This window comes from Microbacterium sp. P26 (genome assembly GCF_023712585.1).
Lineage (GTDB): Bacteria > Actinomycetota > Actinomycetes > Actinomycetales > Microbacteriaceae > Microbacterium > Microbacterium algihabitans_A.
The window spans coordinates 181,595-194,571 of record NZ_JAMAXZ010000008.1 but is presented as its reverse complement, the minus strand read 5'-3'; the positions used below and the strand labels follow the sequence as shown (position 1 = coordinate 194,571).

At 71.1% G+C, this 12,977-nt stretch carries 15 protein-coding genes; 11 read left to right on the top strand and 4 right to left on the bottom strand.

Annotated elements, in window-relative coordinates:
- Positions 1-3 precede the first annotated feature (3 nt).
- Complete coding sequence (locus tag M3667_RS15300) at positions 4-1,332, top strand: MATE family efflux transporter (protein ID WP_251509291.1); 1,329 nt, start codon at positions 4-6, stop codon at positions 1,330-1,332.
- Between the two features lie 21 nt (positions 1,333-1,353).
- Here M3667_RS15300 and M3667_RS15295 read toward each other — a convergent pair whose 3' ends face one another.
- Positions 1,354-2,028, bottom strand: a complete 675-nt coding sequence (locus M3667_RS15295; RefSeq protein WP_251509289.1) for an RNA methyltransferase — start codon at positions 2,026-2,028, stop codon at positions 1,354-1,356.
- Between the two features lie 86 nt (positions 2,029-2,114).
- On the opposite strand from M3667_RS15295, the gene M3667_RS15290 reads away from it, so the two are divergent.
- Positions 2,115-3,446 carry an Nramp family divalent metal transporter gene (locus M3667_RS15290; RefSeq protein ID WP_251509287.1) on the top strand — a complete coding sequence of 444 codons (1,332 nt, stop codon included), beginning with the start codon at positions 2,115-2,117 and terminating at the stop codon, positions 3,444-3,446.
- 9 nt (positions 3,447-3,455) lie between these two features.
- Entirely contained in the window at positions 3,456-4,091 is a 636-nt protein-coding gene (locus tag M3667_RS15285; protein ID WP_251509285.1) for a metal-dependent transcriptional regulator, read from the top strand.
- 15 nt (positions 4,092-4,106) lie between these two features.
- On the opposite strand, the gene M3667_RS15280 is transcribed toward M3667_RS15285, so the two are convergent.
- The gene (locus tag M3667_RS15280; RefSeq protein WP_251509282.1) at positions 4,107-5,054 is read right to left on the bottom strand and encodes an SDR family NAD(P)-dependent oxidoreductase; all 948 of its coding nucleotides are present in this window, start codon (positions 5,052-5,054) and stop codon (positions 4,107-4,109) included.
- A 192-nt stretch (positions 5,055-5,246) separates the two neighbouring features.
- Between M3667_RS15280 and M3667_RS15275 the strand changes: the two genes are divergently transcribed.
- The 3 genes from M3667_RS15275 to M3667_RS15265 all read left to right on the top strand — a co-directional run bounded on the left by M3667_RS15275 (position 5,247) and on the right by M3667_RS15265 (position 6,513).
- A complete protein-coding gene (locus M3667_RS15275; RefSeq protein ID WP_251509280.1) occupies positions 5,247-5,417 on the top strand; it encodes a CsbD family protein in 171 nt (56 codons plus the stop codon).
- 97 nt (positions 5,418-5,514) lie between these two features.
- The gene (locus tag M3667_RS15270; protein WP_251509279.1) at positions 5,515-6,345 is read left to right on the top strand and encodes an HAD-IIA family hydrolase; all 831 of its coding nucleotides are present in this window, start codon (positions 5,515-5,517) and stop codon (positions 6,343-6,345) included.
- Positions 6,346-6,363: 18 nt separating this feature from the next.
- Complete coding sequence (locus M3667_RS15265; RefSeq protein WP_251509278.1) at positions 6,364-6,513, top strand: hypothetical protein; 150 nt, start codon at positions 6,364-6,366, stop codon at positions 6,511-6,513.
- Positions 6,514-6,663: 150 nt separating this feature from the next.
- On the opposite strand, the gene pyrE is transcribed toward M3667_RS15265, so the two are convergent.
- Positions 6,664-7,242, bottom strand: coding sequence for an orotate phosphoribosyltransferase (pyrE, locus tag M3667_RS15260; RefSeq protein WP_251509275.1), 579 nt, complete (start codon positions 7,240-7,242; stop codon positions 6,664-6,666).
- A 175-nt stretch (positions 7,243-7,417) separates the two neighbouring features.
- Between pyrE and M3667_RS15255 the strand changes: the two genes are divergently transcribed.
- The 3 genes from M3667_RS15255 to M3667_RS15245 all read left to right on the top strand — a co-directional run bounded on the left by M3667_RS15255 (position 7,418) and on the right by M3667_RS15245 (position 10,152).
- Positions 7,418-8,263 (top strand): exodeoxyribonuclease III, encoded by an 846-nt coding sequence (locus M3667_RS15255; RefSeq protein ID WP_251509272.1) that lies wholly within the window; start codon positions 7,418-7,420, stop codon positions 8,261-8,263.
- Positions 8,264-8,379: 116 nt separating this feature from the next.
- Positions 8,380-8,805: a YciI family protein gene (locus tag M3667_RS15250; protein ID WP_251509270.1), complete on the top strand. Its 426-nt coding sequence runs from the start codon at positions 8,380-8,382 to the stop codon at positions 8,803-8,805.
- Between the two features lie 6 nt (positions 8,806-8,811).
- Positions 8,812-10,152: an RNA polymerase sigma factor gene (locus M3667_RS15245; protein WP_251509268.1), complete on the top strand. Its 1,341-nt coding sequence runs from the start codon at positions 8,812-8,814 to the stop codon at positions 10,150-10,152.
- A gap of 9 nt (positions 10,153-10,161) precedes the next feature.
- On the opposite strand, the gene M3667_RS15240 is transcribed toward M3667_RS15245, so the two are convergent.
- A complete protein-coding gene (locus tag M3667_RS15240) occupies positions 10,162-10,734 on the bottom strand; it encodes an NADPH-dependent FMN reductase (protein WP_251509397.1) in 573 nt (190 codons plus the stop codon).
- 137 nt (positions 10,735-10,871) lie between these two features.
- Between M3667_RS15240 and M3667_RS15235 the strand changes: the two genes are divergently transcribed.
- Complete coding sequence (locus M3667_RS15235) at positions 10,872-12,131, top strand: sensor histidine kinase (protein WP_251509266.1); 1,260 nt, start codon at positions 10,872-10,874, stop codon at positions 12,129-12,131.
- Positions 12,124-12,846, top strand: a complete 723-nt coding sequence (locus M3667_RS15230; RefSeq protein ID WP_251509264.1) for a response regulator transcription factor — start codon at positions 12,124-12,126, stop codon at positions 12,844-12,846. The genes M3667_RS15235 and M3667_RS15230 overlap by 8 nt, the downstream gene beginning before the upstream one ends.
- Positions 12,847-12,977: the final 131 nt, after the last annotated feature.

The window sequence follows — 12,977 nt, the reverse complement described above, 5'->3', positions numbered from 1 at the left end:
TGTGTGACCGCCCCCGCGCCCGAGACGCTCAACCGCAGCATCGTGCGCCTCGCCCTGCCCGCGCTGGGCGCGCTCGTGGCCGAGCCGCTCTTCCTCATCGTCGACGCGGCGATGGTGGGCCACCTCGGGGTCGCACCGCTCGCGGGTCTCGGCATCGCGAGCGCGGTGCTGCAGACGATCGTCGGCCTGATGATCTTCCTCGCGTACTCGACCACCCCCGCCGTCGCTCGACGCCTCGGCGCGGGCGAACCGGGGCGGGCGGTGTCGGCGGGTATCGACGGCATGTGGCTCGCGCTGGCCCTCGGCGCGCTGCTGGCGATCGCCGGGTCGCTGACGACCCCCGCCGTCGTCGACCTGTTCGGTGCGGCGCCCGACGTCGCCGACGACGCGCGGATCTACCTGTCGATCTCGATGTGGGGTCTGCCGGCCATGCTCGTCGTGTTCGCCGCGACCGGCCTGCTGCGCGGCATGCAAGACACCGTGACGCCGCTGTGGATCGCTGGGCTCGGCTTCGGCGCGAACGCCCTGCTCAACGCCCTGTTCATCTACGGCTTCGGCTGGGGCATCGGCGGGTCGGCCTTCGGCACGGTGATGGCCCAGTGGGGCATGGTCGGCGCCTACGTCGTGGTCGTGCGCCGCCTCGCTCGACGCCATTCCGCGACCCTGCGCCCGCAGCGCGACGGCCTGGGCGGCACCGTGCGTTCGGGCGGGTGGCTGTTCCTGCGCACGGTGAGCCTGCGCGTCGCGTTCCTCGCGACCGTCGCCGTCGCGACGGGCCTGGGCTCGGCCGAGCTCGCCGGATGGCAGATCGCCTTCACGATCTTCTCGACGGCGGCCTTCGCCCTCGACGCCCTGGCCATCGCGGCGCAGGCGCTCATCGGTCGCTCGCTCGGCGCCCGCGACACCGAGACCGTGGGCCGCGTGCTGCGACGCACGAGCGCCTGGGGCATCTGGTCCGGGGTCATCGTCGGCGCCGTCGTGGCGGCCGCGTCCGGAGCCATCGGTCTGCTCTTCACGGGCGACCCCGAGATCGCCGCGCTCATCCGACCGGCGCTTCTCGTGCTCGCCGTCGCGCAGCCGCTCGCGGGTTTCGTCTTCGTGCTCGACGGCGTGCTCATCGGCGCCGGCGACGCGCGCTATCTCGCGATCGCGGGGGTGCTCAACCTCGTGCCCTACATCCCCGCCCTGGTGCTGGTCGCCGCGCTCGCGGGTGGCGGGGCGTCCGGCCTGGCGTGGCTCGCCGCCGCGTTCTTCGGCGTCTACCTGCTCGCGCGGGCCCTCACGCTCGGCCTGCGCGTGCGCGGGCGGGCGTGGATGACCGCGGGCGACTGACCGCCCCCGAGGGAGCGGGGCTCACGCCCAGCGGCAGCACCACTCGTACATGATGACCGCGGCGGCGGAGGCGGCGTTGATCGAGCGCGTCGAGCCGTACTGCGTGATCTCGACGACACCGGTGGCGGCGGCGATCGCCTCGTCGGACAGCCCCGGCCCCTCCTGACCGAACAGCAGCACGCACCGCTCGGGCAGCTCGGCGCGATCGACCGGCACCGACCCCTCGACGTTGTCGACGGCGATCACCGGCAGACCCGCTTCGCGCGCCCACGCGGCGAAGGCGGCGACGTCTTCGTGGTGGCGCACGTGCTGGTAGCGGTCGGTGACCATGGCGCCGCGGCGGTTCCACCGACGTTTGCCCACGATGTGCACCTCGGCGGCGAGGAAGGCGTTGGCGCTGCGCACGATCGACCCGATGTTGAGGTCGTGCTGCCAGTTCTCGATCGCGACGTGGAACGGATGCCGCTTGGCATCCAGATCCGCCACGATCGCGTTCATGCTCCAGTAGCGGTACTCGTCGACCACGTTGCGGGTGTCGCCGCCCGCGAGCAGTTCGGGGTCGTAGCGGGGGTCGTCGGGCCACTGCGCGGGCCCACCGGGCCACGGGCCGACACCGTGCGTGGGAGGTGCGTCCGCACGCGCCGCATCGGTGGGGCCGTCATCGGGCGCCGGCGTGGGTTCGTCGGCATCCGTCACTCCTCCAGGCTACCCGGGCGGGTGCGGCGCGCTCGCGGGTCATCGACCCGCTTTTCGGTCGCCCGAAATATTGCTAACTTTTCGGCATGCCGAAAAATACCGCCGCGGTGACCGAGCGACGCGCTCCGGAGCGCGCGCTATGGCTGCTCGGTCCCGCCATGGTGGCCGGTGTGGCGTACCTCGACCCCGGCAACGTCGCCAGCAACATGACCGCCGGTGCCGCCTTCGGCTACCTGCTGGTGTGGGTCGTGGTGCTCGGAAACGTGATGGCGTGGCTCATCCAGTACCTGTCCGCGAAGCTCGGCATCGTCACGGGCGAGAGCCTGCCGCAGGTGCTGGGCCGGCGGATCCAGCGGCCGTGGGCGCGTCGCGCGTACTGGCTGCAGGCCGAGCTCGTGGCGATGGCCACCGACGTGGCCGAGGTCATCGGCGGCGCCGTCGCCCTGCACCTGCTGTTCGGCATCCCGCTCGTCTGGGGAGGGGCGATCACCGGTGTCGTCTCGCTCGCGCTGCTGCTCGTGCAGACCCGGCGCGGCGCCCGCGCGTTCGAGACCGTGCTGATCGGCCTGCTCGTCGTCATCGCGATCGGCTTCTCGGCCGGGCTGTTCTTCGCCCCACCCGACGCCGCCGGCGTCGTGGGCGGACTCGTGCCGCGCTTCGAGGACTCGACCTCGGTGCTGCTGGCCGCCTCGATCCTCGGCGCCACGATCATGCCGCACGCGATCTACGCCCACTCCGCCCTCGCCCGCGATCGCTTCGCCCCGCCCGCCGCCGACGCTCCGCGCGCGAGGGCCGGGGTCGCGGCATCCGGACGCCTCTCCGCGCCCCTCGCCCCCGCCGACCTCGAGACGGCCCGCGGCATCTCGACACCGCGCCTGCTGCGCGCCACGCGGTGGGACGTGACGATCGCCCTGGCCGTGGCCGGCACCGTCAACCTCGCGATCCTGCTGCTCGCGGCCGCCAACCTCGCCGGCGTCGACGGCACCGACAGCCTCGAGGGCGCCTACACCGCTCTGCGCGACGGACTCGGACCGCTCGTGGCGACCCTGTTCGCGGTGGGCCTTCTCGCGAGCGGCCTCGCCTCCACCTCGGTCGGGGCGTACGCCGGAGCCGAGATCATGCACGGCCTGCTCCACGCCCGCGTGCCCCTCGTCGCGCGGCGTCTCGTCACGCTCGTGCCGGCGCTGGTGATCCTCGCGCTCGGCGTCGATCCGACCCTCGCGCTCGTGCTGAGCCAGGTGGTGCTGTCGTTCGGCATCCCGTTCGCGCTCGTGCCCCTGGTCGCCCTCACCCGGCGCGCCGACGTGCTGGGCGTCTACCGCAACCGTGCCCTGACGACGGCCGCCGGGGTCGCGGCATCCGTCTTCCTCATCGGGCTCAACGCCGTGCTCCTGTGGCTGGTGTTCACCGGCGGATAGGCTGACGGCGTGGAATCGCCCGTGTCAGACGACTACCTCAAAGCGATCTACCACCACACCGAGTGGCAGGATTCGGCGATCACGCCGTCGCAGCTCGCCGGAGTGCTCGGCCTCGCCCCCTCGAGCGTGACCGAGATGGTGAAGAAGCTCGCCGCCCAGGGGCTCGTGACCCACCGCCCGTACGGGCCCGTGTCACTCACCGCCGCGGGCCAGCGTCGCGCGGCCGCCGTGATCCGCCGCCACCGCCTGATCGAGACGTGGCTGGTGCGCGAGTTCGCCTACGCGTGGGACGAAGTGCACGACGAGGCCGAGGTACTCGAGCACGCGCTGAGCGACCGACTGCTCGAGGGCATCGACGAGCGGTTGGGGCGTCCGCGCTTCGATCCCCACGGAGACGCGATTCCGGATGCCGACGGCGCGGTGCACCGCGAGCCCTTCGTGCTGCTGGCCGAGGCGCCCGCCGGGCACGCCGGACGCGTGCTGCGCGTCAGCGACCGCGACCCCGAACTGCTGCGGGCCATGGTCGAGCGGGGGATCGACGTGGGGCACGAGCTCGAGGTCGTCTCCGACACCGTGGTGCGCGCCGACGGCATCGAGGTCTCACTGCCGACGGACGCCGCCACCTCGGTCTGGCTCACGCGCTGACGTGCCGCCCGGCGGTCAAGATGCCGCGCGCCGAGCCCGATCGAAGGGCCAGCGCACGTGCGTCGCGGTCTCGCACGCGCGCCACAGGTCGGCGCCGAGGTCGCTCGCGCGCGTGCGCCGGGCGGGCGTCGCCGTGCGCGGGAGGCCGCGAGCGACCATGGCGGGACCGTACATCGAACCGCCCTCGGCCAGAGGGTCGACGAGCGCACGCACCAGCGCCCACGCCCCCTGCTCCTTGGACTGCGTGATCGGTGCCTGCAGGTTGTCGACGAAGCGCGAGAGGCGCGTGGGCTCGTTCACTCCGCGCACACCGCGCGTGCGTCCGCTCGTCGAGTAACCGGGGTGCGCCACCAGACTCTGCACCGGCACGCCGTGCGCGCGCAACAGCTTGTCGGCCTCGAGCGCGAGGGCCGTGGTCGCCGCCTTCGACTGCACGTACGCGCGCCACGGGGTGTAGCCCTCGCGCAGCTCGGGGTCGGTGGGCACGTGACGCCAGAGCGAGGTCGACATGCTGCCCACCCAGACCATGCGGCCGCGGCCCGTCGACAGGGGCTTGAGCAGTTCGCCGGCGAGTGCGAAATGGCCCAGCACGTTCGTGGCGAAGACCAGCTCGTGGCCTCCGGCGGTCTCACGCTGTTTCGGCGGGTGCACGATCCCCGCGTTCAGCAGCAGACCGTCGAGGCGGCCACGGGCGCGAGCGGTGGCCGCGGCGGCGCGCACCGAGCCCATGTTGCTGGTATCGAGCAGGAGCGTCTCGACAGCGGCATCCGTATGCGACCGCAGGATCGCGGCCTTGGCCGTCGACAGCTTGTGCGGGCTGCGGCCGGTCAACAGCACGTGGGCACCCGCGACGGCGAGCTGCTCGCACGCGAAGAAGCCGAGCCCGCGGGTCGCGCCGGTCACCAGATAGGTCTTCCCGGAGAGGTCGGGGAGGTTCTCAGGATCCCAGTCTTCGCGCGCCACCCTTCGACCCTAACGAGATCGGGCCCGCACGTCACGGTTGCATTCCGATTCCGGCATATCGAGTTCTCGAAAGTTTTTCCACGTCCGGCGTGACGAATCCCCACCCCGATACGTCTCTTCTGTGAGCATCCCGCTCCGTCGCGACGACAGACACCCGTCGCAGACGCCGACACAACGAGAAGGAGTCCGATCATGGGTCTCGACGACAAGATCAAGAACGCCGCTCAGGACATCGTGGGCAAGGCGAAGGAAGCCGTCGGCAACGCCACCGACAACGACCGGCTGGTCGCTGAGGGCAAGGCCGACCAGGTCAAGGCCGACGCGAAGAAGGCCGGCGAGAACGTCAAGGACACGTTCAAGTAAGTCGGCGTTCCGCGGACGGGCGGGCCCACGACCTCCGGGTCGGGCCCGCCCGCGCTCTTTTCCGGCGGTGTCGGAACCCGGGTCTAGGCTGGGCCGCATGCGGACGCGTGGCGACATCGAGTGCTGGCTGACCGACATGGACGGCGTTCTCGTCCACGAGAACACCCCCATCGCCGGAGCATCCGAGCTGCTCGCGCAGTGGCGGTCCGAGGGCACGCCGTTCCTCGTGCTGACGAACAACTCGATCTACACGCCGCGAGATCTGAGCGCGCGACTGCGGGCCTCGGGGCTCGTCGTCCCCGAGTCGTCGATCTGGACCTCGGCTCTCGCCACCGCCGACTTCCTCAAGTCGCAGATGCCCGGCGGCTCCGCCTTCGTCATCGGCGAGGCGGGGCTCACCACCGCCCTGCACGAGGCGGGCTTCATCCTGACTGAGACCGCCCCCGACTACGTCGTCGTGGGCGAGACGCGCAACTACTCGTTCGAGGCCATCACCAAGGCCATCCGCTTCATCAGCGGCGGCGCCCGCTTCATCGCGACGAATCCGGATGCCACGGGGCCCTCGACCGAGGGCGTGCTGCCCGCAACCGGGGCGATCGCCGCGCTCATCACCAAGGCCACCGGCAAAGAGCCCTACATCGTCGGCAAACCCAACCCGATGATGTTCCGCTCGGCCCTCAACCGCATCGGCGCCCACAGCGAGAACACCGGCATGATCGGCGACCGCATGGACACCGACATCGTCGCCGGCATCGAGGCGGGCCTGCACACCGTGCTCGTGATGACCGGCATCAGCGACCAGCGCGAGATCGAGCGCTATCCGTTCCGTCCCGACGAGATCCTCGGGTCGGTCGCCGAGCTGGTGCGTGACGAGCCCCTCGAGAGCGACTTGGCCGACGGCGAAGACGGGCTCAGCGAAGGCTTGTGAAGCTCAGGGAGGCACACCGTGGATGACCGCACGCTCTGGCTGATCGTCGCTTTCTTCATCACCGCCGGCACGCTCGTGGCGTTCGTCGTCCAGTGGCGGCGGTCCCGCCGCGGCGGCGGGCGGCGCGACCCCTTCGACGGCCCCGGGCCGGGCGACGACGCGCCCTGAGCCCGGCTGGTCGCATCGTTCGGGGCGGAGACGGCTCGGCATCCGGCCCCCTGGCTCGTCACGAGAACAGGGCATGTCACCACGACAGGGCGATTCAGGCGGAATCGGCCTGTTCTCGTCGCATCCGCCTGTTCTGGTGACGCGGCGGGCTTACTGCGGGGCGAGGCCCAGGTCGTCGAGGTCGATCGACCCCAGCCACTGCAGACCCTCGGCCTCGATCGCGGCCTGAGCGCCGGTCTTGCGGTCGACGATGACGGCGACGGCGACGACCTCCGCACCCTCGCGGCGCAGGGCCTCGACGGCCTTGAGCGCCGACTGGCCCGTGGTCGAGGTGTCTTCGACGACGACGACGCGCTTGCCCTTCACATCGGCGCCCTCGATCTGGCGGCCGCGGCCGTGATCCTTGGGCTCCTTGCGCACGACGAATGCATCGAGCGGGCGGCCGGCGTGCACCGACTCGTGCATGACGGCATTGGCGATGGGGTCGGCGCCGAGCGTGAGTCCGCCGACGGCCACGATGCCGTCGAGGTCTTTCACCAGGTCGAGCACCAGGCGACCGATCGCGGGAGCGGCGCGGTGGTCGAGGGTGAGCTTGCGCATGTCGACGTAGTACGTCGCCTTCTTGCCGCTCGAGAGGGTGAAGTCGCCGTGGAACACCGCCTCGTCCTTGATGAGGCCGATGAGGGCCTGACGGTCGGCTTCGAGCTCGGGAGTGGAGGCGGTGGTCACGGCCTCGAGTTTAGTGCTCGGCCCTCGCGCGCCCGAAGCGAGGCACAACGGCGGGGCGATGCACGACACTCCGCACCGCAGGCGGGCCGCAGCGGCGTGTCGCGCACGGCGCCCGCGGTTGCGCACGCGGCCGCTCTGGCCGCCAGTGTCGGCGGCCGAAAGTAGGCTGGATGCCATGCGCCTGGCCACCTGGAACGTCAACTCCATCCGCGCCCGCGTCACCCGCACCGTCGAGTTCTGCGTGCGCGAGCACATCGACGTGCTGGCGATGCAGGAGATCAAGTGCAAGACGGAGCAGTTCCCGTACGCGGCGTTCGAAGAAGCCGGGTACCACGTCGCCGCGCACGGCCTGAATCAGTGGAACGGCGTCGCCATCGCGAGCCGCGAGCCCCTCGAAGACGTCGAGATCGGCTTCCCCGGCATGCCCGGATTCGAGAAGGGCAAAGAGGGTCCCGACCTGCCCCAGGAGGCCCGTGCAATCGGGGCGACGGTGAACGGCGTACGCGTGTGGAGCCTCTACGTACCCAACGGTCGTGGACTCGACGACCCGCACTACGTCTACAAGCTCGACTGGCTCGACAAGCTGCGCCAGTACACGGCCGACACCCTCGCGGCCCACCCCGATCTGCCGCTCGCCCTGACCGGCGACTTCAACATCGCTCCGACCGACGACGACAACGGCGACCCCACCGTCGTCGAGGGCGCGACCACTCACGTCTCCCCTCCCGAGCGCGAGGCCTTCCGCGCCTTCGAGGCCGCGGGTCTCACCGACGTCGTGCGCCCGCTGATCCCCACCGGCTACACCTACTGGGACTACAAGCAGCTGCGCTTCCCCCGCAACGAGGGTCTGCGCATCGACTTCATCCTCGGCTCGCAGGCCTTCGCCGACGCGGTGCACGGCGCCGAGATCCACCGCAACGAGCGCAAGGGCGAGGTACCCAGCGACCACGTGCCCGTCGTCGCCGATCTCGACCTCTCGGGCGCCGACGACGAGGACGACCTGCCGATGATCTTCGGCTGAACGCCGCCGCAGCGGCATCCGGAATCTTTTTCCCGCGCCCTGTCGATTCCGTCGTCGCCCGTTCGACGCAATAGTAGGGGAACGGTTCCCCGGAGCACCGACGAGAGAAGACGACGATGAAGTACATGCTGATCATGCGCGGCACCGATGAGGCGTACGCGGAGTACAAGAAGATCCCGTTCGAGCAGGTCATCAACCAGATGGGCGCCTACAACGAGTCCATGATCAACGCGGGGGTGCTCGTCGCTGGCGACGGTCTCGCCGAAGACATGAGCAAGAACTTCGTGGTCGAGTTCGGCGGCGAGGAGCCGGTCGTCACCGACGGCCCCTACGGCGAGACGCACGAGCTGTTCAACGGCTTCTGGATCATCGAGGTGTCGAGCAAGGACGAGGCCGTGGAGTGGGCGCGCCGCGCTCCGCTGATCGCGGGAAACACGCTCGAGGTGCGCCGGGTCACCGACGAGACCGACTTCGCGGCCTTCGCCGACAACGAGTACATCCAGAAGGAAGAGGGCTGGCGCGAGGAGCAGGCCGCGCGCTGACCCCACGTGACCGACGACCTCTCGCGACGCGTCGCGGCGATCTGGCGCATCGAAGGCGCCCGTATCGTCGCGACGCTCGCGCGCGTGGTCGGCGATCTTCCCACGGCCGAAGACCTCGCGCACGATGCGCTGCTCGAGGCCCTGGCGCAGTGGCCGCGCGAGGGAGTGCCGCACAATCCCGGAGCGTGGCTCACCGCCGTCGCGAAGCGGCGCGCGATCGACGGCTGGCGTCGCGAGCGGGTGCGAGGCGAGAAGTACCAGCTGATCGGCACCGATCTCGACGAGATGACGGATGCCGCGTGGCAGCCCATCGACGACGACGTGCTGCGGCTCGTGTTCACCGCGTGCCACCCGGTGCTCGCGCGCGACGCGCAGGTCGCGCTGACCCTCAAGGTCGTCGGCGGGCTCGACACCGAGGCGATCGCGCGCCTCTTCCTCGTTCCCGTGCCGACGATGCAGCAGCGGATCGTGCGGGCCAAGAAGGCGCTGAGCGCGGCCGGGGTGCCGTTCGAGGTGCCCGAGCCGTCGGAGTGGCCCGCCCGGCGCACCGCGGTGCTGACGGTGATCTACCTCATCTTCACCGAGGGCTATGCCGCGAGCGCCGGCGACGCGGTGCTGCGCACCGAGCTCGCGCACGAGGCCGTGCGACTGGGGCGCGTGCTCGGGCGCCTGCTGCCGCGCGAGCCGGAGGTGCTCGCTCTGTCGGCGCTCATGGAGCTGCAGGCGTCGCGGTTCGCGGCGCGCGTGGATGCGAACGGCGATGCCGTGCTGTTGGCCGATCAAGACCGGCGACGCTGGGACCGGTCGGCGATCGCGCGCGGCCGGGCCCTGCTCGAGCGTGCCGAGGCCCTGGGCCGAGGCCGCGGGCCGTATCAGCTGCAGGCCGCGATCGCGCTCTGTCACGCCGAGGCGACGAGTGTCGACGCGACCGACTGGCCGCGCATCGTGCAGCTCTACGACGCGCTGGGCCGACTCGGCGCCAATCCGGTCGTGGCGCTCAATCGCGCGGTCGCGGTGGCCATGGCATCCGGTGCCCTCGAAGGCCTCGCGGCCGTCGACACCCTCGCGGCGACCGGGCAGCTGAAGGGTTCGCACCTCATCCCGTCGGTGCGCGGTGAGCTGCTGTCGCGCTTGGGGCGATCAGCCGAGGCGCGCGCGGAACTGCTCGCGGCCGCCGCGCTCACGCGCAACGAGCGCGAGGCAGCGCTGCTGCGACGGAAGGCCGAGGCGCTGGCTCGCGATTTCGACGGAGAGGCCGGAAGTGGAGGACCCGCTTCGTCCGGTCCCTGCGACAGGCTCAGGGAGCTGGGAGACGGGGCCGGAGGCGAACCCCCGACCCCGTCGTGAACGCGCGCCTCAGGCTGCGGGGACCTCGGCGGGCGCGGTGCGCTTCGCGAGGGTCACGAGCGCCTCGATGATCGAGCGGAGGAACGCGGCGGTCCCCTCGTCGGTCACGGTGCCGTCCTCTTCGAACAGGCCGGGGGTCGACTGGATGTATCCCTCGGGCTGACCGAGCACGAGGGCGTTGTAGTGCAGGAGCACGGAGCGCAGGTGCTGCTGGCCGGCCGCGGTGGCGATGCCGCCCTGCGAGGTGCCGATGACGGCGGTGGGCTTGTCGTTGAACGACGCCTCGCCATAGGGACGGGCCGACCAGTCGAGGGCGTTCTTGAGCACGCCGGGGATCGAGCGGCTGTACTCGGGGGTCACGATGAACATGGCGTCGGTGCCTTCGATCGCCTGCTTGAAGTCGCGCGCGACCTGGGGGAAGTCGCCGTCGTAGTCGGGCGAGTAGAAGGGGAGGTCCGTGATGGGGATCTCCTTGAGCGTCACGCCCTCGGGGGCGACCTTCTCGAGCGCCTTCGCCAGGCGACGGTTGATGGAGGTGCTGGAGATGCTGCCGACGATGTAGCCGATCTCGGTCACGGTGATCCTCTCTCAGAAGACGGGGGCGCCGCGCGCCCGGATTCATTCACGTGCAAGCATCAGGGCGCATCCTGTATTCCCGCCCCTCTTGACTCCACCCCACGGGGGATGCAGGTGTCGGAGGTCCCCCCTACCGTGGAGGGATGGCCCGGCTCACCCGCACGCAGCAACGCAACGACCTCGTGCTCGCCGCCGTGCTGTTCCTGGGTGGGCTGACCAGCGCCGTGCTGTCGTCGGTCTCGGGCATCTACGGCGACAAGCAGGGGTCGCTCGCGGTCGCGCTGGGATACGTCGCGGTGCTCGCCGTCCCGATCGCCTTCCGTCGGCGGTGGCCCTCGGTCGCCGCGGTCATCGTCACGGTCGCGTACTTCCTCGCCGTGACCTTCCGCATCCCCGAGCTGTATGCGGGCAACATCGCGATGTTCATCGCCCTGTACACGGTGGGCGCCTGGGAGACCAACCGTCGCCGGGCGACGATCGTGCGCGTCGCCCTCATCGTCGGCATGTTCGCGTGGCTGTTCATCGTGATGTTCCAAGAGGCCACGCAGCCGGTCGACCCGAACGTCGAGGGGCCGTTCTCTCGCGCCGGCGCGTTCTCGCCGTTCGTCGCCTACCAACTGCTCAACATCCTCCTCAACGCGCTGTACTTCGGCGGCGCCTACTACTTCGGCAACCGCTCGTACCAGCAGATGCGCGAGCGCGCCGCCCTCGAGGAGCGCACGGCCGAGCTCGAGACCGAGCGCGAGGTGACCGCCGCCCAGGCCGTGGCCCTCGACCGCGTGCGCATCGCGCGCGAGCTGCACGACGTCGTCGCCCACCACGTGTCGCTGATGGGCGTGCAGGCGGGGGTGGCGCGGTCGCTGCTGGATCGCGATCCGGATGCCGCGCGGCAGACGCTCGCGGGCATCGAAGGATCCGCCCGCTCGTCGTTGCACGAACTGCGCCAGCTGCTCGAGACCCTGCGCACGCCCGACGGCGACGCGGCGCCCGACACGGCCCCGACCACGCACGGCCTCACCTCGATCGCGGGCCTCGTCGACGAGGCCACGGCGGGAGGCCTCCCCACCACACTCACGGTCATCGGCGAAGCAGCGACCGATCCCCCGCCGCTCGTGCAGGTCAACCTGTACCGCATCGCGCAGGAAGCGCTCACGAACGCCCGGCGTCACGCCGGCCCCGACGCGACGGCCGACGTGCGCCTGCGGTTCGATCCGGATGCCGTGGAACTCGAGATCACGAACACCGGACGCCGTGGTTCGTCGACGCCGGGCCTCGGCCAGCTCGGCATGCGGGAGCGCGCGGCCGCGTCGGGAGGGACGATCGAGATCGGCCCTCGCGCGCGCGGCGGCTGGTTGGTGCGCGTGCGGGTACCGCTGCTGACCCCGGAGGTGTCGCATGTCTGAGCTGCGGGTCCTGCTGGTCGACGATCACGCCATGATGCGCGCGGGGTTCCGCACGATCCTGTCGCTCGAAGACGACATCACGGTCGTCGGCGAGGCCGCCTCGGGTCGCGCGGCCATCGACGCGGCGCGGGGGCTCCGCCCCGACGTGATCTGCATGGACGTGCAGATGCCCGACATGGACGGCCTCGAGGCGACGCGCCTGCTGACGGCCGATCCCGCCTCCGACGCCGCGATTCTCATCGTGACCACCTTCGACCGCGACGACTACCTGTTCGCCGCGCTCGCGGCGGGAGCCAGCGGATTCCTGCTGAAGAACGCCGGCCCCGAAGAGCTCGTCTCGGCGGTGCGGATCGTGGGCGCGGGCGACGCGTTGCTCGCCCCCGAGGTCACCCGCCGGGTCATCGAACGCTTCGCCGCGCAGGGCGCCGGCGACGCGGCATCCGGGAGCTCCTTCGCGAGCCCCGCGTCTGCCTCGGAAGGCACCGAGACCACCGCACGCCGGGTCGACACCCTGCACCTCAGCGAGCCGCTCACCGAGCGCGAGAGCGAGGTGCTCGCCCTCGTCGCCGAGGCCCTCAGCAACGCCGAGATCGCCGCGCGCCTGTTCATCGGCGAGGCGACCGTGAAGACGCACGTGTCGAACGTGCTGCAGAAGCTCGGTGCGCGCGACCGCGTGCAGGCCGTGGTGCTCGCGCACCGGCACGGGCTGGCCTGACGGGCGGAGTCCCGGGCGCGGGGGGAGCGGGCGAACGTCGCGCGCGCGGGGACCGGTCCCTTCGACAGGCTCAGGGACCTCGCGGTTCACGTCCCTTCGACAGGCTCCGGGGCCCTCCGCCGAGCCCCCTC